The sequence below is a fragment of the Mycobacterium pinniadriaticum genome, from assembly GCF_026242045.1.
Lineage (GTDB): Bacteria > Actinomycetota > Actinomycetes > Mycobacteriales > Mycobacteriaceae > Mycobacterium > Mycobacterium pinniadriaticum.
In genome coordinates, this window is sequence record NZ_JAPJDO010000008.1 from 126,688 (window position 1) to 148,534 (window position 21,847).

The 21,847-nt window shown below is 67.7% G+C and carries 23 protein-coding genes; 11 read left to right on the forward strand and 12 right to left on the reverse strand.

Going from position 1 to position 21,847, the window contains the following annotated elements; translation table 11 throughout:
• The first annotated feature begins 61 nt into the window (after positions 1 to 61).
• Positions 62 to 1,516, forward strand: coding sequence for an amidase (locus ORI27_RS11885; RefSeq protein ID WP_265997041.1), 1,455 nt, complete (start codon positions 62 to 64; stop codon positions 1,514 to 1,516).
• Here the strand turns inward: ORI27_RS11885 and era are convergent.
• From era to ORI27_RS11920, 7 genes are all read right to left on the reverse strand, one after another.
• Positions 1,513 to 2,424 carry a GTPase Era gene (era, locus tag ORI27_RS11890; RefSeq protein WP_265997042.1) on the reverse strand — a complete coding sequence of 304 codons (912 nt, stop codon included), beginning with the start codon at positions 2,422 to 2,424 and terminating at the stop codon, positions 1,513 to 1,515. The two genes, ORI27_RS11885 and era, sit on opposite strands and share 4 nt — an antisense overlap.
• Positions 2,421 to 2,741 carry a cytidine deaminase gene (locus tag ORI27_RS11895; RefSeq protein ID WP_265997043.1) on the reverse strand — a complete coding sequence of 107 codons (321 nt, stop codon included), beginning with the start codon at positions 2,739 to 2,741 and terminating at the stop codon, positions 2,421 to 2,423. Before ORI27_RS11895 ends, era begins: the two co-directional genes overlap by 4 nt.
• Positions 2,734 to 4,026 carry a hemolysin family protein gene (locus ORI27_RS11900; protein ID WP_265997044.1) on the reverse strand — a complete coding sequence of 431 codons (1,293 nt, stop codon included), beginning with the start codon at positions 4,024 to 4,026 and terminating at the stop codon, positions 2,734 to 2,736. Before ORI27_RS11900 ends, ORI27_RS11895 begins: the two co-directional genes overlap by 8 nt.
• Positions 4,023 to 4,559: an rRNA maturation RNase YbeY gene (gene ybeY / locus ORI27_RS11905; RefSeq protein WP_265997045.1), complete on the reverse strand. Its 537-nt coding sequence runs from the start codon at positions 4,557 to 4,559 to the stop codon at positions 4,023 to 4,025. Before ybeY ends, ORI27_RS11900 begins: the two co-directional genes overlap by 4 nt.
• A 12-nt stretch (positions 4,560 to 4,571) precedes the next feature.
• Positions 4,572 to 5,588 carry a PhoH family protein gene (locus ORI27_RS11910; protein ID WP_407666288.1) on the reverse strand — a complete coding sequence of 339 codons (1,017 nt, stop codon included), beginning with the start codon at positions 5,586 to 5,588 and terminating at the stop codon, positions 4,572 to 4,574.
• An 81-nt stretch (positions 5,589 to 5,669) separates the two neighbouring features.
• A complete protein-coding gene (locus tag ORI27_RS11915; RefSeq protein ID WP_265997047.1) occupies positions 5,670 to 6,086 on the reverse strand; it encodes a nuclear transport factor 2 family protein in 417 nt (138 codons plus the stop codon).
• Complete coding sequence (locus ORI27_RS11920; RefSeq protein ID WP_265997048.1) at positions 6,083 to 7,321, reverse strand: cytochrome P450; 1,239 nt, start codon at positions 7,319 to 7,321, stop codon at positions 6,083 to 6,085. Before ORI27_RS11920 ends, ORI27_RS11915 begins: the two co-directional genes overlap by 4 nt.
• Before the next feature lie 114 nt (positions 7,322 to 7,435).
• Between ORI27_RS11920 and ORI27_RS11925 the strand changes: the two genes are divergently transcribed.
• Positions 7,436 to 8,623 carry a LuxR C-terminal-related transcriptional regulator gene (locus tag ORI27_RS11925; protein WP_265997049.1) on the forward strand — a complete coding sequence of 396 codons (1,188 nt, stop codon included), beginning with the start codon at positions 7,436 to 7,438 and terminating at the stop codon, positions 8,621 to 8,623.
• Positions 8,624 to 8,632: 9 nt separating this feature from the next.
• Here ORI27_RS11925 and ORI27_RS11930 read toward each other — a convergent pair whose 3' ends face one another.
• Genes ORI27_RS11930 through hrcA form a run of 3 tightly spaced genes read right to left on the reverse strand, consistent with a single transcriptional unit; the run spans position 8,633 to position 11,585 of the window.
• Positions 8,633 to 9,385: a 16S rRNA (uracil(1498)-N(3))-methyltransferase gene (locus ORI27_RS11930; protein ID WP_265997050.1), complete on the reverse strand. Its 753-nt coding sequence runs from the start codon at positions 9,383 to 9,385 to the stop codon at positions 8,633 to 8,635.
• A 3-nt stretch (positions 9,386 to 9,388) separates the two neighbouring features.
• A complete protein-coding gene (dnaJ, locus tag ORI27_RS11935) occupies positions 9,389 to 10,522 on the reverse strand; it encodes a molecular chaperone DnaJ (protein ID WP_265997052.1) in 1,134 nt (377 codons plus the stop codon).
• A 25-nt stretch (positions 10,523 to 10,547) separates the two neighbouring features.
• Positions 10,548 to 11,585 (reverse strand): heat-inducible transcriptional repressor HrcA, encoded by a 1,038-nt coding sequence (gene hrcA / locus ORI27_RS11940; protein ID WP_265997053.1) that lies wholly within the window; start codon positions 11,583 to 11,585, stop codon positions 10,548 to 10,550.
• 189 nt (positions 11,586 to 11,774) lie between these two features.
• On the opposite strand from hrcA, the gene ORI27_RS11945 reads away from it, so the two are divergent.
• From ORI27_RS11945 to ORI27_RS11965, 5 genes are all read left to right on the forward strand, one after another.
• Positions 11,775 to 12,074: a type II toxin-antitoxin system VapB family antitoxin gene (locus tag ORI27_RS11945; protein WP_265997054.1), complete on the forward strand. Its 300-nt coding sequence runs from the start codon at positions 11,775 to 11,777 to the stop codon at positions 12,072 to 12,074.
• Positions 12,075 to 12,231: 157 nt separating this feature from the next.
• Entirely contained in the window at positions 12,232 to 12,960 is a 729-nt protein-coding gene (locus ORI27_RS11950) for a flavodoxin family protein (RefSeq protein ID WP_265997055.1), read from the forward strand.
• Between the two features lie 23 nt (positions 12,961 to 12,983).
• The gene (locus ORI27_RS11955; RefSeq protein ID WP_265997056.1) at positions 12,984 to 13,838 is read left to right on the forward strand and encodes a hypothetical protein; all 855 of its coding nucleotides are present in this window, start codon (positions 12,984 to 12,986) and stop codon (positions 13,836 to 13,838) included.
• Between the two features lie 17 nt (positions 13,839 to 13,855).
• Positions 13,856 to 14,515 (forward strand): RraA family protein, encoded by a 660-nt coding sequence (locus ORI27_RS11960; RefSeq protein WP_265997057.1) that lies wholly within the window; start codon positions 13,856 to 13,858, stop codon positions 14,513 to 14,515.
• Positions 14,512 to 16,170: an acetolactate synthase large subunit gene (locus ORI27_RS11965; RefSeq protein ID WP_265997058.1), complete on the forward strand. Its 1,659-nt coding sequence runs from the start codon at positions 14,512 to 14,514 to the stop codon at positions 16,168 to 16,170. Before ORI27_RS11960 ends, ORI27_RS11965 begins: the two co-directional genes overlap by 4 nt.
• Here the strand turns inward: ORI27_RS11965 and hemW are convergent.
• Positions 16,167 to 17,339, reverse strand: coding sequence for a radical SAM family heme chaperone HemW (gene hemW / locus ORI27_RS11970; protein WP_265997059.1), 1,173 nt, complete (start codon positions 17,337 to 17,339; stop codon positions 16,167 to 16,169). The two genes, ORI27_RS11965 and hemW, sit on opposite strands and share 4 nt — an antisense overlap.
• Before the next feature lie 92 nt (positions 17,340 to 17,431).
• On the opposite strand from hemW, the gene ORI27_RS33110 reads away from it, so the two are divergent.
• The 4 genes from ORI27_RS33110 to ORI27_RS11985 all read left to right on the forward strand — a co-directional run bounded on the left by ORI27_RS33110 (position 17,432) and on the right by ORI27_RS11985 (position 20,729).
• Entirely contained in the window at positions 17,432 to 17,524 is a 93-nt protein-coding gene (locus ORI27_RS33110; protein ID WP_407666289.1) for an Ms4527A family Cys-rich leader peptide, read from the forward strand.
• Between the two features lie 117 nt (positions 17,525 to 17,641).
• Entirely contained in the window at positions 17,642 to 19,315 is a 1,674-nt protein-coding gene (locus ORI27_RS11975; RefSeq protein WP_265997060.1) for a nitrite/sulfite reductase, read from the forward strand.
• Positions 19,312 to 20,025: a phosphoadenylyl-sulfate reductase gene (locus ORI27_RS11980; RefSeq protein ID WP_265997061.1), complete on the forward strand. Its 714-nt coding sequence runs from the start codon at positions 19,312 to 19,314 to the stop codon at positions 20,023 to 20,025. The genes ORI27_RS11975 and ORI27_RS11980 overlap by 4 nt, the downstream gene beginning before the upstream one ends.
• Complete coding sequence (locus ORI27_RS11985) at positions 20,022 to 20,729, forward strand: sirohydrochlorin chelatase (RefSeq protein ID WP_265997062.1); 708 nt, start codon at positions 20,022 to 20,024, stop codon at positions 20,727 to 20,729. Before ORI27_RS11980 ends, ORI27_RS11985 begins: the two co-directional genes overlap by 4 nt.
• Before the next feature lie 80 nt (positions 20,730 to 20,809).
• On the opposite strand, the gene ORI27_RS11990 is transcribed toward ORI27_RS11985, so the two are convergent.
• Complete coding sequence (locus ORI27_RS11990) at positions 20,810 to 21,832, reverse strand: sulfate/molybdate ABC transporter ATP-binding protein (RefSeq protein ID WP_265997063.1); 1,023 nt, start codon at positions 21,830 to 21,832, stop codon at positions 20,810 to 20,812.
• Positions 21,833 to 21,847: the final 15 nt, after the last annotated feature.

The window sequence follows — 21,847 nt, forward strand, 5'->3', positions numbered from 1 at the left end:
ACAAGTTTCCCACCGCAATGCGACATAAGTGCGGACCCGCGCCGTTAGTCTCGACGTCGCCATGACAACTCGTGCGGGTTTGGGCGGGTCGCCGCGGTTTCCCACCATCGGCGAGCAGCTCTATCAGTTGGCCAGCGGGACGGTGACCTCCGCCGAACTGGTCCGCCGGTCGCTGCGCGCGATCTCGGCCAGTCAGTCCACCCTCAACGCCTTCCGGGTCGTGCTCACCGAGTCGGCGCTGGCCGAGGCCGCCGAGGCCGATCGCCGCCGCGCCGCCGGTGAACAGGCACCGCTGCTCGGCATCCCCATCGCCGTCAAGGACGACGTCGATGTCGCCGGAGTGCCGACCTCGTTCGGTACCGCCGGGCCCGTCCGGCCGGCCACCGAGGACTCCGAGGTGGTGCGGCGACTGCGCGAGGCCGGGGCGGTGATCGTCGGGAAGACGAACTGCTGCGAACTCGGTCAGTGGCCGTTCACCAGCGGACCGGCGTTCGGCCACACGCGAAATCCCTGGTCGCGCAAGCACACTCCGGGCGGCTCGTCGGGCGGCAGCGCCGCCGCGGTCGCGGCCGGCCTAGTGGCCGCCGCCATCGGATCCGACGGCGCGGGCAGTGTCCGAGTGCCCGCTGCCTGGACCCACCTCGTCGGCATCAAACCGCAACGCGGACGCATCTCGACCTGGCCGCTGACCGACCCATTCCACGGCATCACGGTCAACGGGGTGCTGGCGCGCACGGTGGCCGACGCCGCGCTGGTCCTCGATGCCGCATCGGGCAATGTCGACGACGATGTACACAAGCCGCCGCCGGTCCGGATGTCCGATTCCGTCGGCTCCGGGCCGGGGCCGTTGAAGATCGCGCTGTCGACCCGGTTTCCCTTCACCTTCTTCGGCGCCAAGCTGCATCCGGAGATCCGGGGCGCACTCACCGCGGTCGCCGAACAACTCGGCATGCTGGGCCACACCGTGATGGAGGGAAATCCCAACTACGGGCTGCGGCTGCCGCTGACGTTTCTCCCCCGGTCCACCGCGGGGCTTCTGGAGTGGGCCGACCGGCTCGGCGACGATGTCACGTTCGACGCCAGGACCGAGGCCAACATGCGGATGGGCCGGCTGCTGTCTCGGTCCATGTTGCGCCGGGCCAAGGCCAGCGAGCCGATGCTGCACCACCGCGTCGGGCAGATCTTCCGTTCCGTCGATGTCGTCCTGGCACCGACGACCGCGCAACCGCCACCGCCGGCCCGCACGTTCGACGACCTCGGCCCCACCGCCACCGACCGCGCGATGATCGCGGCCTGCCCGGTCACCTTCCCGTGGAATGTGTTGGGCTGGCCGTCGATCAACATCCCGGCCGGCTTCACCTCCGATGGCCTGCCCATCGGCGTCCAGCTGATGGGACCGGCCAACAGCGAGCCGCTGCTGATCTCGCTGGCGGCCGAGCTGGAGGCGATCAACGGCTGGGCCAACAAGCAGCCCGAGATCTGGTGGAACACCCCGCTGGCTGGCGACTCCGGCTAGAACCCAAGCCGGCCAAGCTGTTTGGGGTCACGCTGCCAGTTCTTGGCGATCTTGACCCGCAGGTCCAGGTACACCTTGGTGCCCAGCAGCTTCTCGATCTGGGTACGGGCCGCCGTCCCGACCTCCTTGAGGCGGGCCCCACCCTTGCCGATGACGATGCCCTTCTGGCTGTCCCGCTCGACGTAGAGCACGGCGTGCACGTCGATCAAGGGATCATCGGACGCGCGCCCCGACCGTTCTTCGATCTCCTCGATCACCACGGCCAGCGAGTGCGGCAGCTCGTCGCGCACCCCTTCCAGCGCGGCCTCCCGGATCAGTTCGGCCATCAACACTTCTTCCGGCTCGTCGGTGAGCTCACCGTCGGGATAGAACGCCGGTCCTTCCGGCAGCTGCCCGGCCAGCACGTCGATGAGGACGTCGACCTGGTCGCCCCGGGTCGCCGAGACCGGCACGATCTCGGCGGCGGTGTCGCCGACCAGCTCGTGGACGGCCATCAGCTGTTCGGCCACCCGGTCCTTGGCCACCTTGTCGATCTTGGTGACGATCACGACGAGCGTGGTCCTCGGGGCCACCTCGCGGATCTGTTCGTAGATCCACCGGTCGCCCGGCCCGATCGCCTCGTCGGCCGGTATGCACAACCCGATGACGTCGACCTCGGAATAGGTGTCGCGCACCAGGTCGTTGAGCCGCTTGCCCAGCAGGGTGCGCGGCCGGTGCAAGCCGGGCGTGTCCACCAGGACGATCTGGAAGTCGGGGCGATGGACGATGCCGCGGATGGTGTGCCGGGTGGTCTGCGGCCGGTTGGAGGTGATCGCCACCTTGGTGCCGACCAGCGCGTTGGTCAGGGTCGACTTGCCGGTGTTGGGCCGCCCGACCAGGCAGACGAAGCCGGAGCGGAACTCGCTCACCGCAGCGCCCCGGACCGGTCGGTCACGATGATCGTCGCCGCCGGTGACAGTTCCCGGACCGCCGCGACACCGTCGTCGTCGACCGAACCGCCGACCAATACCGCGGACTCGAAACCCGTTGCACCACTGGACACCGCGGCGGCGACGGCCGCCTGCAGGCCGGTCAGCCGGAGTGCGGCCAGGCCGACCGGCGCGCCGGAATAGGTACGCCCGTCGAGATCGCGGACCGCGGCGCCCTCGGGGGTCTCGGCGCGCGCCATCGCCCCACGGGCGAGCACCACCAGCTTGGCGTCCTCGTCCTCCAACGGCTCACTCATCCTCGTCGCCTCTCTCCAGCTCGGTCCGGCTGACCAGCACCGTGCCGATGCGCACCCGCCCGCGATGATCCGGCCCGCCCTCGGCGCGCAGCCGCAGCCCGTGGGATACCACCTCGGCACCGGGCAGCGGAACCCGGCCGAGCTCGAGGGCCAGCAATCCACCCACGGTGTCCACGTCCAGGTCCTCCTCGAACTCGACATCGTAGAGCTCGCCGACGTCCTCGATCGGCAGCCGGGCCGACACCCGGAACTTGTTGTCGCCCAACTCCTCCACCGGCGCGACCTCGTCGGTGTCGTACTCGTCGGCGATCTCGCCGACGATTTCCTCCAGGACGTCCTCGATGGTGACCAGCCCCGCGATGGCGCCGTACTCGTCGACCAGCAGGGCCATGTGGTTGCGGTCGCGCTGCATCTCCCGCAGCAGGGCGTCGAGCGGTTTGGAGTCGGGAACGAAGACCGGCGGGCGCATGATGTCTCTCACCGTGGTGCCACGGCCGCTGTCGGACGAGTAGTAGGTGCGTTGCACGAGGTCCTTGAGGTAGACGACGCCGACGACATCGTCGACGTTCTCCCCGATCACCGGGATCCGGGAGTGGCCGCTGCGCACCGCCAGCGACGTGGCCTGGCTCGCGGTCTTGTCGCTTTCGATCCACACCATCTCGGTGCGTGGGACCATCACCTCGCGGGCGGCGGTGTCGCCGAGTTCGAACACCGACTGAATCATCCGCCGCTCGTCATCGGCCACAACGCCGCGCTGCTGGGCCAGATCCACCACCTCGCGCAGCTCGATCTCGGAGGCGAACGGCCCGTTGCGGAAACCGCGGCCGGGGGTCACCGCGTTGCCGAGCACGACGAGCAGCCGGCTGATCGGCGCCAGCAGAACCGAGATCGCCTGCAGCGGAACCGCCGAGGCCAGCGCGATGGTGTAGGCGTTCTGCCTGCCGATGGTCCGCGGCCCGACCCCCATAGCCACGAAGCTGGCGACCGTCATGATCGCGGCCGCCGCGACCAGGCCCCAGGTCAGCCCGAGGTCGTCCCACAGGAAGGCCACCAACAGCACCGTCGCCGCCGCTTCGCAGGCAATACGCAGCAGCACAACAAGATTGATGTAGCGCGGCCGCTCGGCCATGATCCGGGCCAAGCGCAGGGCGCCCGGCCGCTCGTCACGCACCAGTTCCTCGACCCGCGCGACCGACACGGTGCCGATCGCGGCGTCGATCGCGGCGAACAGACCACCCAACGCGACGAGCGCGATCGCTCCGACCAGCGCACCCCAACCTGTCACGGGTGGTCGAAATACCGTGACTTGTCGAGCAGCCGACGGTCCTTCTCGGTCTGCCGATCCTGGTGGTAGGCCTCGACCTGCTCGCCGACCCACTCCTCGAGCAGCCGGCGCTGCAGGTCGAACATCTCTTTTTCCTCGTCGGGTTCGGCGTGGTCGTAGCCCAAAAGGTGCAGCACCCCGTGCACGGTGAGCAGGGCCAGCTCCTGGCCGAGACTGTGTCCCGCCGCGGTGGCCTGGTCGGCGGCGAATTGCGGGCACAGCACGATGTCGCCGAGCATCGAGGGCCCCGGCTCGGGAGCATCCGGGCGACCGCCGGGCTCGAGCTCGTCCATCGGGAAGCTCATCACATCGGTGGGACCGGGCAGGTCCATCCAGCGCATGTGCAGGTCCGCCATGGCGTTGGCGTCCAGCAGGACCATGGACAACTCGGCGGCGGGGTTGACGTCCATCCGGCGGATCACGAAGCGCGCGACGCTGATCAGTTCGTCTTCGGAAACGTCGAGGCCGGATTCGTTGGATACCTCGATAGTCATGTCGGTGCGCTCCTATCGCCGCGTCGAGCGGCGTTGGGAGCGGTTCATCAGAGCGGGCTGCTCGGCCTTGGCGTAGGCGTCGACGATCTCCGAGACCAGCCGGTGGCGCACCACGTCGGCGCTGGTGAGCTCGGCGAAGTGGATGTCGTCGATACCGTCGAGGATGTCCATCGCCGCGCGCAGACCGGATTTGGCGCCGCCGGGCAGGTCGACCTGGGTGGCGTCGCCGGTGACGACGATCTTGGAGCCGAAACCCAGCCGGGTGAGGAACATCTTCATCTGCTCGGCGGTGGTGTTCTGGGCTTCGTCGAGGATGATGAACGCGTCGTTGAGCGAGCGGCCGCGCATGAAGGCCAGTGGCGCAACCTCGATCACGCCGGAGCTCAGCAGGTTCGGGATCGCGGCGGGATCCATCATGTCGTGCAGGGCGTCGTACAGCGGACGCAGATACGGGTCGATCTTCTCGGTCAGCGTCCCGGGCAGAAACCCAAGGCGCTCACCGGCTTCCACCGCGGGGCGGGTCAGGATGATCCGGGTGACCTGTTTGGTCTGCAGTGCGTTGACGGCCTTGGCCATGGCCAGGTACGTCTTGCCGGTGCCCGCCGGGCCGATACCGAACACGATGGTGTGGGCATCGATGGCGTCGACATAGCGCTTCTGGTTGAGCGTCTTGGGCCGGATCGTCTTGCCGCGCCGGGACAGGATGTCCAGGGTCAGCACCTCGGCCGGCGACTCGTTGTCGGCGCCGGCGATCATCCCGATGCTGTGCCGCACCGCGTCCGGGGACAGCGTCTGACCGCCGGCCACGATCGCGATCAACTCGGAGATCACCCGCTCGGCCATCGCGACGTCGGCCGCGTCACCGGACAGGGTGACGGTGTTTCCTCGAACGTGCAGATCGGCCGACAGGCTGCGCTCGAGCGCGCGCAAGTTCTCGTCGGCGGAACCCAGCAGGCCCACGACGAGGTCGGGCGGAACAGTCATGCTGCTGCGCACTTGCGAGGCAGCGGTCGTCTCGCGGGGCGTCACGTGGTCTTCGAAGCCTGCTTCCTGGGTTTTCGGTCTATGCGAGCTCCCAGTTTACCGCCAGAAAGGGACACCTCCCACCGGTTAATCCACACTCCGGGTGAATGCGTCGTGCGTCAACGCCGAGTTCATGAAGTCCCGGAAGTACAGCCACTTGCCATCCCGCAACGTGATGATGTGGGCGAATTCCGACTCCCAGGTGTGCCCGGTGGCCAGCCGCAGGAACTTCTGGTGGCCCCACACCGCCAGGTTGTCGCCGTCGCCGATGAACAGCCACGGCTCCATCGCCACGATCTGGATGTGGCTGCCCACGGTGGAAAAGAACTCGACCGCCTCGGCGATGCCATGGTAGTCCCCGGCGTACGGGATGGCGTCACTGCCGTAATAGGTGATCCGGACCTCCGGATCCATGTGGCTCAGCGCGGTTTCGAGGTCTCCGGCCGGTACGGCGGCATAGATCGCCCTGGTCGCCGCGATATTGGCACTCTCGACCGCGGTCATCGGGCCAGCTGCATCGGCAGGCGGACGAAGCCGTTGGTGAGCAGGCTCGCGGTCTGCCGCACGCCCGGTTCCTCGGACAGCCCGATCACCGAATAGCGATCCAGGACCGCGTTGACGACCGCGACCACCTCGAGGCGGGCCAGCGGAGCACCGAGGCAGAAATGCAGGCCATGACCGAAGGCCAGATGCTGGCGGATGTTGGGCCGGTCGAGGTCCAGGCGCTCGGGATCTTCGAAGACCGCCGGATCATGGTTGGCCGAGCCGAAGAACAGCGCCACCCAATCGCCCTTCTGAATCTTGGCCCCGTCGATCTCGACGTCGCGGGTCGCGATCCGGAACAGCCGTTGCGGACCGGTGAGCCGGGCGACCTCCTCGATGAACGTGCTCACCAGCGACCGGTCAGCCCGTAGCCGGGCGGTCACCGCAGGTTCGCGCGCCATGGCGTGCAGCACGCTACCGATCAGATAGGTCGTCGTCTCGCTACCGGCCACCACCAGCGTCACGCAGAATCGGACCACCTGCTCCGGGGTGAGCCGCTCGCCATCGAGTTCGGCGCGCAGCAGCGCCGAGATCAGATCCTCGGCTTCCTCGACATCCTGCGAATTGTCCACCTGCGCCAGCTTTTCGGTGACCCGCTCGGTGAACGCGGTGACCATCTCGAAGTTACTGGCCATCCGTTCCTCGGGAGTCATCGACGACGAGAGCATGAACGCGTTGGCCCAGTTCTTGAACCGGACATGATCACCCTCGGGCAGGCCCAGCAGCCGCACCATCGCCCGGGTGGGCACTTCGGCCGCGAACTCCATGACATCGGGATCGCCGTCGCCGGCCGCAGCGTCGAACTCGGCGAGCAGCCTCGGCACCAGTTCGGCAAGCCAGTCCTCGAGCCTGCGGATGCGCCGCGGCGAGAACGCCTGGCTGACCAGTTTGCGTTCACCGGTGTGTGCGGGCGGGTCGGTGTTGACCAGCATCAGACTCGGGGCCGACGACGCCTCCTGGATCGGGTCGCGCGAGGAGAACGTCTCGCTGTCGCGGGCCGCCGCGAACACCTGGTCATAGCGGAACAGCGCCCAGGCCGTGACCGGCTCGTCGGCGCCGGGCACGGTGCCCGGAGGCCAGTCCCGATAGCCCGCCACCGGCGAGGAGTCCCGCAGTTGCTCGAAGAGCGGATACGGGTTGGCGATCCCCTCCGCGGTGGTCAGAGTTTGGAGCGCAGAAGCGATAGTCGAGGTCATGTGAACAGCCTCATTGCTGGTGGGGGACCCGGTCGATATCCCGTTGGAGGTCAGTTACGCCCCCGACCGGGCGGTTTTGCCACTACCACCCCCGTTGCGGTGGGACGATCGGGTGTGACCAGCGCCACTGAATCTCTCGACGCCCTGCCCGTGACCGCGCTCATCGACGGCAACCATCCCGGCTGGGCGTCCAAGCAGCCACCAACCAGCGCGGTGAGCCGCCGCTACGACGAGGCCTGCCGGCTGGGCATCGTCGAACACGCCGACGACCCGATCCGGGCCGTCGCCGACACCGTCGACGCCCATGCGTCCCGGGTGCGCGAGGCACTGGAGACGCTCGGCGACGAGGCGGCGTTGGCTGCGCTGGAATCGGTGCTCGACCTGTCCCTGCTGGAGCGCCAGCTGATCGAGGACAGCGCACGGCGCCGGACGCTGGCGTTGTTGCGAGTGCAGGAAGGGCTGTCCAAACTGCGCGGCATCGACGAGGTCGCCAAGATCGTCGACCGCGCCCCGCGTGAACTCGTCGAGTCGTGCGGCTTCGACCGCGCGGTGCTGTTCCGGGTGCACGAGGGCCGAATGTGGATGGAGGCGGCCTATTTCGGCGACGACGTCGAGGGCGCCGAGAAGATGGTCGCCTTCGCCCAGTCCGTCGCCCCGCCGCTCGACCACATGCTGCTCGAGACGCAGATGATTCGCAGGCACGCGCCGGAAATCGTGCGCGACGCCCAAAACGACCCGCGGGTCAACCGCCCGATCATCGACTTCTCGCTGACCCATTCCTACGTCGCGGCCCCGGTCATGCCGACCGGACGGGTGATCGGGTTCCTGCACGCCGACCGGCTCTATTCCGGACGCACCGTCGACGAGATCGACCGCGACACGGTGTGGGCGTTCGCCGAGGGGTTCGGGTACGCCTTCGAGCGCACCGTGCTGATGGAGCGGATGCGCCGCCAGCACGCCGAGGTGCGCAGTGCCCTGGCCACCGCCGAGCAGGCCGCCCAGGCGCTCCAGGACGCCGACCTCGAGTTACGCAAGGTCGAGCCCGCCGAGCGCAGCCCGGCCAGCCGCCGACTGGCCGAGGTCGAGTCGCGGGTGCACGAGATGCTGACCCGCCGCGAAGCCGAGGTGTTGCGGCTGATGGCCGATGGGCGGACCAACCAGCAGATCGCCGACGAGTTGGTGATCACGCCGGGCACAGTGAAGTCCCATGTGAAGCGGGTGCTGCGGAAACTGCACGCCAGCAACCGCGCCGAGGCGGCGTCGATCTACGCGCGCCTGGCGGCGCGGCCCGATCCGGCCTGACAAGCCCGCTCAGCCGATAGACCAGCGCCCGGTCAGTACCCCCAGGGCGCCCAGGGCGACCGCCGCGGCCGTCGTCGTCCGCAGCACCGTGGGGCCGAGCCGGACCGCGATGGCGCCGGCGGCCACTAGCCCGGCGAGCTCGCCGTCACCGATCCCGCCCTCGGGACCGACGATCAGCATGAGCGAATCCGCCTGCGCCACAGCAAGTTCAGCGAGCGGACGGTCGGCTGACTCATGCAGTGCGAGGACCAGCCCGCCGGCACCCACCCGCTCGGCGGTCAGCGCCGCCAGCGCCGCCGTCGTGACCGGCCCGCCGATCTCCGGGATGTACGCCCGCCGCGACTGCCGGGCCGCCGACCGGGCCACCGCGCGCCAGCGCCGCAGTCCCTTCTCGGCACGCTCACCGTCCCAGCGCGCGACGCACCGGTCGGCCTGCCAGGCGAGGAAATCGTCGGCACCGGCCTCGGTGGCGAGCTCGACCGCCAACTCTGAGCGCTCCGACTTCGGGATACCTTGCGCGACAGTCACCGTCGGGGTGGGACGCGGTACCGTCCAGCGTTCGAGCACGCGGGCGGCGAGCCCCCGCTTGCCGGTCTCCTCGACCTCGCACCGCGCCAGCACCCCGGCCCCGTCGGAGAGCACCAGGGTCTCGCCCGGACGAATCCGTCGCACGGTGGCGGCGTGGAAACCTTCGTCACCCTCCACGACGGCGCGCTGCCCGACCGCCGGAATGGCGTCGGCGTAGAACAGGGTGTCGGCCAACGGCTAGCGGCCGCTGAACGTTTCGCGCAGCCGGTTGAACAGCCCACCGGAGTTGGCGGCCGCGGCGTGCGTGGACTTGACCTCAGGCTCGGCGTGGCTGCGCTCCTTGAGCTCGGTGAGTAGTTCCTTGGCCCGCGCGTCGAGCTTGCCGGGGACCGTCACCTCGATGTGTGCGTGTAGATTCCCGCGAACCCCCGAGCGCAGGTGCGGCATGCCATGCCCGCGCAGCGTGGTCACCGAACCCGGCTGGGTGCCGGGCGCGACGGTGATCTCGGTGAGCCCGTCGAGGATCCCGTCGACGGTCACCGTGGTGCCCAGCGCGGCGTCGACCATCGGCACCGAGACGGTGCAGTGCAGGTCGTCGCCGTCGCGGACGAAGATGTCGTGCTGCTGTTCGTGGACCTCGACGTAGAGATCACCCGCCGGACCACCACCGGGTCCGACCTCGCCCTGAGCTGCCAGCCGGACCCGCATGCCGTCGCCGACACCGGCCGGGATCTTCACGCTGATATCCCGGCGGGAGCGCACCCGGCCGTCGCCGGCGCACCGGTGGCAGGGATCGGGGATGACCTCGCCGACCCCGCGGCACGTCGGGCAGGGGCGGGCGGTCATGACCTGACCGAGCAGGGAGCGCTGAACGCTCTGGACCTCACCGCGTCCCCCGCAGGTGTCGCAGGTGACAGACGTGGAATCGCCGTGGGTTCCCTTGCCCTGGCACACGTCGCACAGCACGGCGGTGTCGACGGTGACCTGCTTGGTCACCCCGGTCGCGCACTCGGACAGATCCAGTCGCATCCGCAGCAGCGAGTCCGAGCCGGGACGCACCCGGCCGATAGGCCCGCGCGCCGCCCCGCCACCACCGAAAAACGCCTCGAACACATCGCCGAGCCCGCCGAACCCGCTGAACCCGTTGGCCGAGGCGGCGTTCTCCAGCGGGTCCCCGCCCAGGTCGACGATGCGGCGCTTCTCCGGATCGGACAGCACCTCGTAGGCGGCGCTGATCTCCTTGAACCGCTCACCCTCGTCGGGGTTGATGTCGGGGTGCAACTCGCGGGCGAGCTTTCGGTAGGCGCGCTTGATCTCCTGATCACTGGCGCCCTTGCTCACTCCGAGCAGCCCGTAATAGTCCCGTGCCACGCTTGACCTTTCGAATCCTCGCCGGCTATCCGGCCCGGTGTCCTAGGACATCGCCGATGTACATCGCAACCGCCGCGACGTTGGCAATAGTTCCCGGATAGTCCATTCTGGTGGGTCCCAAAACACCCATGCCGCCGTAGACGGTGCCCGAGCTGCCATAGGTCGTGGTCACCACCGATGTGCCGACCATCTGCTCGGCCTCGGTCTCATGGCCGATGCGCACCGTGACCTTACCCGTTTCTTGCTGTGCGGCCAGCAGCCGAAGCACCACCACCTGTTCCTCGAGGGCTTCGAGGATCGAGCGCAGCGAGCCACCGAAGTCGGCGGTGTTGCGGGTCAGGTTGGCGGTTCCGCCCATCAGCAGGCGTTCCTCGTTGTGCTCGACCAGTGACTCGAGCAGCACGGTGGCCGATCGGCCGACCGCGTCGCCCAGCCCGCCGGAGCCGTCGAGCCGCGCCGCCAGGTCTGCCACCGCGGCCGAGGCCGCCGCGAGCCGCTTGTCCTCGAGCGCCTGCCCGAGCAGTTCGCGCAACTGGGACAATTGATGGTCGTCGATGGTGTCACCCAGCTCGACGATGCGCTGGTCGACACGGCCGGAGTCGGTGATGACCACCATCAGCAGGCGGGCCGGCGTGATGGCCACAATCTCCAGGTGGCGCACCGTCGAGGTGGACAACGTCGGGTACTGGACGATCGCGACCTGGCGGGTGAGCTGGGCCAGCAGTTTCACCGCCCGGCGCAGCACGTCGTCGAGGTCGACTCCGGACTCCAGAAACTCGAGGATCGCGCGGCGCTCCGGTGCCGACAGCGGCTTGACGTCGTCGATCCGGTCGACGAACTCCCGGTAACCCTTCTCGGTGGGCACCCGCCCGGAGCTGGTGTGAGGCTGTGTGATGTATCCCTCGGCCTCCAGCACGGCCATGTCGTTGCGCACGGTTGCGCTGGATACGCCGAGGTTGTGGCGGTCGACGAGCGCCTTGGAACCGATCGGCTCCTTGGTCGCGACGAAGTCGGCGACGATGGCGCGCAGCACCTGAAAGCGGCGGTCGTCGGCACTTCCCATCTGATACACCTCCAAGTCGCCTCCATTTTACGGACAGCAACTGCACAATTAGCACCCACGCGCACTGAGTGCCACTTTCGTGGCGGATCCGATCCAAGCCCGCCCACCGCTGGCGTTCCGGCCACCAGCGACTAGCCTTGCTGAAATGGTGATGCGGGGTCGGGGGGCTGCGCGCAGGACAACGGTCCGATGATCTTCAAGGGCGTGCGGGACGGCAAGCCGTATCCCGAGCATGGCCTGACCTACCGCGACTGGTCGCAAATCCCCCCGCGACAGATCCGCCTCGACGAATTGGTCACCACGACGACGGTGCTGGCGCTGGATCGGTTGCTGTCCGAGGACTCCACGTTCTACGGCGACTTGTTCCCGCACGCGGTGAGATGGCGCGGCGTGGTCTACCTGGAGGACGGCCTGCACCGCGCGGTGCGCGCCGCACTGCGCAATCGCACCGTATTGCACGCCCGGGTATTCGACATGGACGAATTCTGAGCCGCTCACGCCGCGACGGGCCCGCGCAAAACACCAGGACATTCACCCAGAAGTTGTCCAACTCCCCAATTTGCGCGGGTCCGCGCCGGTAAGGCTCCGCTTCCTCGGACCATTTCGACAAACGCGGGGGCAGAGAATGGTATCGATTTTCCACGAGATGAAAAAAGAAGGACCGCTCTATGCGCTCTTTCTCAATTGCACCCTCAAAGCCGCACCCGAAGTCTCCAACACCGAAGCGCTGTGCAACCTGCTCATCGACCGGCTCAAAGCCCATGAGCCCGATATCGAAACCGAGATCGTCCGCGTGGTCGACTATGACGTCAAGCCCGGTGTCAGCAACGATGAGGGTGACGGCGACGAGTGGCCGGCGATCCTGGAGAAAGTCAAACGCTGCAACATCTTCGTGCCGGCGATGCCGATCTGGATGGGTGTTCGCTCGTCGGTGATGCAGCGCGTGATCGAACGGCTGGACGGCTCGACGAAGACCGTGATGTGCGAGAAGACCGGCCAGTTCCCGCTTTACGGCGCGGTCGCCGGATGCGTGGTGACCGGCAATGAGGACGGGAGCCACGACTGTGTGGCCAACACCTTCGCCAACCTCCTGCATTTCGGCGTGACCGTGCCGCCCAACACCGACGTCTACTGGGTCGGGGACGCCGGGCCGGGCGCGTCCTATATCGAGGCCGGCGGCGAGCTGTCACCGTATGTGCGACGAAACGCCGAGCTGACGGCGATCAACCTGCTTTTTGCCGCAAAGTTGCTGCGCGACAACCCCTATCCGGTGAACATCGCCGAGCACAACGCGACGATGATGCAGCGCAACCAGGTCAAGTCGGAAGCGATGAACCTGGCCATCAACTACATGCGCGAGAACATGCCCGACTGATCGGCACTCGATCGAGGATGCACATGAAGTCTTCTTCAGATCCGGTCCCCAGCGTCGCCGAGGCTGATGCCACCGGCGAGATCGCCGAGTTGTACGACGATATCCGCACCATGCTGGGCATGTCGTTCGTCAACCTGATCTGGCGCAACGTGGCCTCGATACCAGACGGGTTGCGGTGGACGTGGGAGACGATGAAGCCGCTGTACGTCAACGGCGCGGTATACACGCACGCCGAGGCGTTGCGCGATGCGCAGGACCTGCCACCGGTACCCCGGCTTCCCGCGGCAACTTTGCGTGCGGTCGGCATCAGCGCCGACGACGAGACCGCTATCCGCGCAGCGCTTCTCGGCTACGACCGGGGAAACCCACTGAACATCGTCTCGTTCTCCGCCGTGCTGTCCCGGCTCAGCGGGCTGCCGCCGCCGCCCGCCCCGCCACCCCAGGCACCGCCATCCCACCCCGTCGCACACGCGCCCACGATGTTGAATCTGGACCAGATGGCACCGGACATCGCCGAGATGGTGCGCGCCGTGAACCTGATCGGTGCGCGCGGTAAGGCCCGCGAGATCCAAGTCAGCCTGCCGCGAAACCTGGCCCACTGGCCGGGATTTCTCGCCCTGTACTACACCGCGCTGCAGCCCCTGCACGACGACGGCACACTGCTCACCGCGATCGACGCTGTTCTCGCCGACGGCGAACGGCGCGGACGCGCGGTCAGCGGCGCGCTCGGCGCCACCGAACCACCCGCTCCGGAAACCGCCGCCGCCGTCACGGCGTCATTGCAGAACCTCGTCCCCAACGCGATGGGACGAATGATTCCGGTGGTCAGTCTCCTGCTCCGGCTGATGCCCACCACAGACAGCACACGGACCGGCTGACCGAACGGATGAAACTGATGGCATTGCACACACTGATCGAGGATCTCGGTGTCGCCGACGTGGTCGATGCCATGGCGATGACGCATCCGCACCGGGCGCACATCATCGAACTGGCCAGTCCGGATCCGGGCCGGGTACTTCTCGGCCCGGCATTGACGGTGTCGTTCCTGCCGGTGCGCAAGGACCTGATGGATCCGCGCAAGCACAGCCTCGGCCCGGCGATCTACCGCGCGATCGCCGATCGCGACCCGGCCGGGGCGGTGCTGGTGATGGCCGCCAACGGCTACCACCGAACCTCCCTGGGGGGCGGTACCAAACTCAGCCGGGTCGAAAACCTGGGGATGGCAGGCATCCTCGCCGACGGCATGCTGCGCGATTTCGATGAGCTGAACACCTACAACTTCGCCACCTACTGCCACGGCGAGACGGTGCGGCCCGGCGGCGACGAGATCCAGCCGTATCTGGCCGATGTTCCGGTCGCCGTCGGCGGTGTCACGGTAGTGCCGGGCGACGTCATCTTCGCCAAAGGCTCCACCGCCGTGGTGCTTCCCGGCGCCGAGGCCGAGGCGATCCTGAAGAAGGCACACGTGGTCATGGCGAAGATGGACCAGGCCAAGGAAAGCCTCAAGGGTGAGGATCCGAAAACGGTGCTCGCCCAGGGAAGCGGGGAGCTGTGACCGCGCCGGCGACGGTCAGCGACCAGATCGTCGCGGCGCTTGCCGACGAGGGCGTCGAGTACGTCTTCGGCATTCCCGGTGACGAGAACCTGCACTTCATGGAGGCGCTCCGGAAAGACGGGCGGATCACGTTCATCCTGTTCCGCCATGAGCAGGCCGCCGGTTTCGCGGCCGCCGCCTACGGGCGGTTGACCGGCAGGCTCGCGGTGGCCATGTCCACGCTCGGGGCGGGGAACCTCACCACGCCGGTGGCCCACGCGTACCTGGCGGCCATGCCGATGCTCGTCCTCACCGGGCAGAAGGCGGTGCGCGACAACCCGATGGGGCAATACCAACTCGTGGACGTCGTCGACGTGATGCGCCCCATCACCAAATTCGCCGCCACGATTCCCTCGGGACGGATGGCCGGAGCGGTGGTGCGCCAGGCGATGATCTCAGCGCTCGACGGGCGACAGGGACCATCCCACCTGGAGCTGCCCGAGGACGTCGCGCGCGACACCGACCTGAGTCCCTTCGTCCCCTGCAGCTATGGCGACGTACCGCTGGCGACGCAGGACAGCATCGACGAAGCCGCGACGTTGATCCGCAACGCGACCAGGCCGTTGATCATGGTCGGCGGCGGCACTCGCGCCAACCGCCCCGACGTCGCCGTGCGGGCCCTGATCGACAAGACCGGAATCCCGTTCGTCTCGACGATGATGGGCAAGGGCGTGGCCGACGAGGACGACGCGCGCTACCTCGGCTGCTCGATCATGCCGGGCGACTATCCCAACTGCGCGGTCGCGGCCGCCGACGTGATCCTCAACATCGGGCACGACGTGATGGAAAAGCCCACCTTCTTCATGACCCCGCAGGATGGACGCACGGTCATCCATCTCAACCCGTTCGCCGCCCGCGGCGACAGCGCCTACTTCCCCCAGACACAGGTGGTGGGCGAGATGGCCGATTCGCTGCGACGGCTTCACGACCGGCTCGAACCCAACTCCGCCTGGGACCATCGGGGCTTCCTCGACGTGGCTCGAGCGATGCGGGACAGTATCGGACGCGCCTCGACGGACACATCGTTTCCGGCCAAGCAGGGCCACCTGGTCGCCACCCTGCGCGACTTCATGGCCGACGACGACATTCTGTCGCTGGACAACGGAATTCACATGATGTGGGCGACCCGCAATTTCAACGCCCGCAGACCCAACACCATGCTGATCGACCACGCCCTCGGCTCGATGGGCATCAGCCTGCCCGCAGCCATCGCGGCCAAACTCGTCCACCCCGAGCGCCGCGTCGTCGTGCTGACCGGTGACGGTGGATTCGCGATGAACAGCCAGGACATCGAGACGGCGGTGCGGCTCGGCCTCGATCTGATCGTCGTGGTCTTCAACGACAACGGTCTGGGCATGATCGCGATGAAGCAGAAGGCCGACGGCTTCGCCAACTACGGGGTGGCCTTTGGCAATCCCGATTTCGTCGAATTCGCCCGCAGCTACGGCGCCACCGGCCACCGGCTCGACGATCCGGCGCGGTTCCGGCAGCTGCTCGATCAGGCCGCACAGGCTGGCGGGATGCACATCATCGACGCCCCGGTGGATCCGCACCAGAACATGGCCCTCATGCAGGAGATGCGCTCGGTCGACTGCGGTCAACTGCTGGCCACCTAGTCGAGGATGTCGCGGACCACGGCGTCGGCCAGCAGCCGGCCGCCGTCGGTGAGGACCAACCGGTCATCGGAGCACAGCAGCAGGCCTGTTCCCACCGCATCGGCGGCGCGCTGCCGTTCGGACTCGGTCAGCACCGCCAGCGGCAGACCGGTGCGCAACCGGATGCCCAGCAGCACGTTTTCGACGTGCCGGGCGTGGGCGTCGAGGCGTTCGAAGTCGACGACCGGAACCTGACCGTCGGTGAGCCGTTGAGCGTAAGCGTTGGGGTGCTTGACGTTCCACCACCGGATGTCGCCGACAAACCCGTGGGCGCCGGGACCCGCACCCCACCACTGCCCACCGTTCCAGTAACCGACGTTGTGCCGGCACTCTCCGCCGGGACGACTCCAGTTGGACACCTCGTACCAGGTCAGCCCGGCCGATGCGATCCGCTGGTCGAGCACTTCGTAGCGATGGGCGAGAACGTCGTCGTCGGGTGGGTCGATCTCGCCGCGGCGCACCCGCCGCGCCAGCGCGGTGCCGTCCTCGACGACCAGCGCGTAGGCCGACAGGTGGTCGACGCCGGCGGCCAGCGCCGCATCGACCGAGCACAGCAGATCGTCGTCGGACTCTCCCGGTGTGCCGTAGATCAGATCGATGTTGAGGTGCTCGAAGCCGGCCGCGGTCGCCTCGGCGGCGGCCTGCAGCGCGCGCCCCGGCGAATGGGTCCGGTCCAAGACCGCCAGCACGCGCGGCGCCACCGACTGCATGCCCAGCGACACCCTGGTGTAGCCGGCAGCGCGGATCTGAGCGAAAAACGGCGCCGACGTCGACTCCGGATTGGCTTCGGTGGTCACCTCCGCCCCGGCGGCCAGCGCGAAGTTGTCCCGGACGGCATCGAGTACGGCGGCCAGCCCGGCGGCGCCCAGCAGTGACGGCGTCCCGCCCCCGACGAAGACCGTGTCGACTCCCACGGCACCCAGTCGGCCGGCGGCCAGTTCGAGTTCGACGCGCAGTGCGCTCAGCCAGCCCTGCGGGGAGGCGCCGCCCAATTCGGCGGCGGTGTAGGTGTTGAAGTCGCAGTAGCCGCAGCGGGTGGCGCAGAACGGCACATGGATGTAGATGCCGAACGCCGTGCCGGGGGTGAGCACGAGTTCCGGTAGGGCGGCCGGCGCGGGATGGACCGACATCCGTCCAGTGTCCCAGAGCCGATCTCTGCTCATTGCGAGCCAAAATTCGGCCCGGTTAGAGCTATCGGCGGGTTCGTGGCAGAATGACCGGCATGACTGCCCCCCAGACCGCGCGCCGTGTGGCGCTGGTGGCTCGGCGGCATGTCGATTTCAAGCGCGTTTGTACGTGTTGTTGTCTGGCTTGATGCCGTAGACCCGCCCACCTGTACTTCAGCTGGCCGACGGATCTGCGCCGCCGGAACAGCTCGCCGGTGGAATCGCGCGATTCGAACGCCAGCTCCTTGACATGAGGAGCACATTTCATGCCCCAGCCGACAACGGCCGCGCGCAAGGGCCGCAGTGAGGGCCAATGGGCCTTGGGCGAGCACGAGCCGCTCAACCCCAACGAGCAGACCAAGAAGGACGACAACCCGCTCAACGTGCGGGCACGCATCGAGGACGTCTACGCCAAACAGGGCTTCGACAGCATCGATAAAACCGACCTTCGGGGCCGTTTCCGCTGGTGGGGTCTCTACACCCAGCGCAAGCCCGGTTATGACGGCACCTGGACGGGTGACGAGAACACCGACATGCTCGAGGACGAGTACTTCATGCTGCGGGTGCGCAGCGACGGCGGCGTTCTGACCACCGCGGCACTGCGCACGCTCGGCGGAATTTCGACCGAGTTCGCCCGCGACACCGCCGACATCAGCGATCGCGAAAATGTGCAGTACCACTGGATCCGGGTCGAGGACATGCCCGAGATCTGGCGCCGCCTCGACGAGGTCGGCCTGCAGACCACCGAAGCGTGCGGCGACTGCCCGCGTGTGGTGCTGGGCTCCCCGCTGGCGGGCGAGTCGCTGGACGAGGTGATCGACGCCACCCCCGCGATCGACGAGATCGTCCGCCGCTACATCGGCAAGACGGAGTACTCGAACCTGCCGCGCAAGTTCAAGACCGCCATCAGCGGTCTGCAGGACGTGGTGCACGAGGTCAACGACGTCGCGTTCATCGGGGTCAACCATCCCGAGCACGGCCCCGGTTTCGACCTGTGGGTCGGCGGCGGACTGTCCACCAACCCGATGCTCGGCCAGCGAGTCGGCGCCTGGGTGCCACTCGACGAGGTCCCGGACGTGTGGGAGGCCGTCGTCTGTGTGTTCCGTGACTACGGTTACCGGCGGTTGCGCGCGAAGGCCCGGCTGAAGTTCCTGATCAAGGACTGGGGCATCCCGAAGTTCCGTGAGGTGCTCGAGAACGAGTACCTGAAGCGGCCGCTGCTCGACGGTCCGGCACCCGAGCCGGTCATCCGGCCCATCGACCACGTGGGTGTGCAGCGGCTCAAGAACGGCCTCAACGCCGTCGGGGTTGCCCCGATCGCCGGGCGGGTTTCGGGCACGATCCTGACGAAGGTCGCCGAACTGGCCGAGGCCGCCGGGTCCAACCGGGTCCGGTTCACGCCGTATCAGAAGCTGATCATCCTGGACGTCCCCGACGACCGATTGGACGAACTCCGCAGCGGGCTCGACGCCCTCGGCCTGCCGTCGACGCCGTCGCACTGGCGGCGGAACCTGATGGCCTGCACCGGAATCGAGTTCTGCAAGCTGAGTTTCGCCGAGACCCGGGTGCGCGCCCAGACCCTGGTGCCCGACCTCGAGAAGCGCTTGGAAGACCTCAACGCCGAGTTGGACGTACCGGTAACCGTCAATATCAACGGCTGCCCGAACTCGTGCGCCCGCATCCAGATCGCCGACATCGGGTTCAAGGGCCAGATGATCGACAACGGCGACGGCAATTCCGTCGAGGGCTTCCAGGTTCACCTGGGCGGCAGCCTCGGCGTAGACAGTGCCTTCGGCCGGAAACTGCGCCAGCACAAGATCACCAGCGTCGAGCTCGGCGACTACATCGAGCGAATCGTTCGCAACTTCGTGAAACAAAGGGAAGAGGGCGAGCGTTTCGCCCAGTGGGCTGTACGAGCCGAGGAGGACGATCTGCGATGACTGTCGAGGTGGATGGATTGACCGAGGCTGACCTACGAGCGATCGCCGAGCGTGGCGCCGCCGAATTGGACGGTGCGAGTGCGCTCGAGCTGCTGGCGTGGACCGACCACCATTTCGGCTCCGACTACGTGGTGGCCTCCAACATGCAGGACGCGGTGCTGATCGACCTGGCCGCCAAGGTGCGTCCCGGGGTGGATGTGCTGTTCCTGGACACCGGCTACCACTTCGCCGAGACCATCGGCACCCGCGATGCGGTCGAGGCGGTCTATGACATCACTGTGGTGAACGTCACCGCCGAGCAGAGCGTGGCCGAGCAGGATCAGCTGCTGGGCAAGGACCTGTTCGCCAGCAACCCGACCGAGTGCTGCCGGCTGCGCAAGGTGACGCCACTGCGCAAAGCGCTGCAAGGGTATTCGGCATGGGTCACCGGGATACGCCGGGTCGAAGCGCCCACCCGCGCCAACGCTCCGCTGATCAGCTTCGACGAGGCGTTCAAGCTGGTGAAGATCAATCCCCTGGCCGCGTGGACCGACGACGAGGTGGACGCTTACATCCAGGCCAATGGGGTGCTGGTGAATCCGCTTGTCGACGAGGGCTATCCGTCGATCGGCTGCGCCCCGTGCACCGCGAAGCCGCTGGCGGGCGCCGACCCGCGCAGCGGGCGCTGGCAAGGCCTGGCGAAAACCGAATGCGGGCTGCACGCTTCGTGAGGCTGATCCTCACCGCGCATGGCAGCGCCGATCCGCGTTCAGCGGAAACCACGCACGCGGTGGCCGAGCGGGTGCGTGCGCTTAGGCCCGGATTGGATGTGCGAGTAGCGTTCTGCGAGCAGAACTCGCCAAATCTACGTGACGCCCTGCACATGCTGGACGGCCCCGCCGTCGTCACGCCGCTGCTGCTTGCCAGTGCCTACCACGCCCGCATCGACATCCCGGCGATGATCGCCGACGCCGGTGCCGACGTGATCCAGGCCGACACCCTGGGTGAGGATCCGCGCCTGATCGCGGCCATGCGGGAACGCCTGGCCGAGAACCAGATTCACCGGTACGAGCGTGGGCTCGGCGTCCTGGTGGTAGCAGTCGGCTCCTCACACGCCGCCGCCAACGCCCGGACGTCGGCCATCGCCGACACATTGGCGCGCGGGACCAGGTGGTCCGGGGTGCAGGTGGCATACGCGACCGGACCTCACCCGTCGGTGCTGGACGGAATCGACCGTCTGCGTCACCGCGGAGCGCGGCGGATCGTCATGGCGCCGTGGTTCATCGCGCCGGGGCGCATCACCGATCGGGTGGCCGCAATCGCGGACGCCGCCGATATTTCGATGGTCGCGCCACTGGGGGCGCATCCATTGGTGGCCGAGACGGTACTCGACCGGTTCGATGCCGCGACGGCCGACAGTGCCGCAGCGGCCTGATCCGCGAGCAGACACAGACTCGCACGGTTACGACCGAATTCGTGCGAGTCTGTGTCTGCTCGCGGGAAACGGCCTAGCGGCTAGCTCGCGGCGACCTGTACTTCACCGGCGATCGGCGGCACCCGGGTGGCCCGCACGTAGACGGTGTCCCCCTCCTTCAATGCCAGCGCTTCGGCGTCGCCGCGGGTGATCTGAGCGGTGAACGGCGCCCCGTTGGTGGCGCTGGTCAATTCGACGCGCACCTCGAAACCGAGGTGGACGACCCGGTCGATAGTGGCACGGGTGACACCCGTCGACTCGGCGGTGCCGTCGCCGGCGGCGATCGCCATCTCCGGATTGCGTCCGACCCGGATATCGTGCGGGCGCACCAGAATTCCGTTGAGGGCCGACACCGTGCCCAGGAAGGACATCACGAACGCGTTGGCCGGACTGTCGTAGACATCGGTCGGCGAGCCGATCTGCTCGATGCGGCCCTTGTTCAGCACGGCGATCCGATCGGCGACGTCGAGCGCCTCGGCCTGGTCATGGGTGACCAACACCGTGGTGACGTGCACTTCGTCGTGCAACCGGCGTAGCCACGCCCGCAGGTCGTCGCGGACCTTGGCGTCCAGTGCGCCGAACGGCTCGTCGAGCAGCAGCACCTCCGGGTCGACGGCCAGCGCGCGGGCCAGCGCCATCCGTTGCCGCTGACCGCCGGAAAGCTGGTTGGGATAGCGGGTCTGGAATCCGGCCAGGCCGACGACCTCGAGCAGATCGTCGACCTTCGCCTTGATCTCGCCCTTGGACTTCTTCCGAATCCTGAGGCCGAACGCGACGTTCTCCCGCACCGACAGATGTTTGAAAGCCGCATAGTGCTGGAACACGAAGCCGATGCCGCGCCGTTGCGGCGGCACGTTGGTGACGTCGCGTCCGTTGATCGTGATGGTGCCGGTGTCGGGCTGGTCCAGTCCGGCGATGGCGCGCAACAGCGTGGACTTGCCCGATCCGCTGGGCCCCAGCAGGGCGGTCAGCGACCCGGCGGGTACCACGAAGTCGACGTCGTCGAGAGCCGCGAACTCGCCGTAGCGCTTGTTGGCGCCGGTCACGGTGATGGCGTTGGTCATGAATGTCGTTCTCCT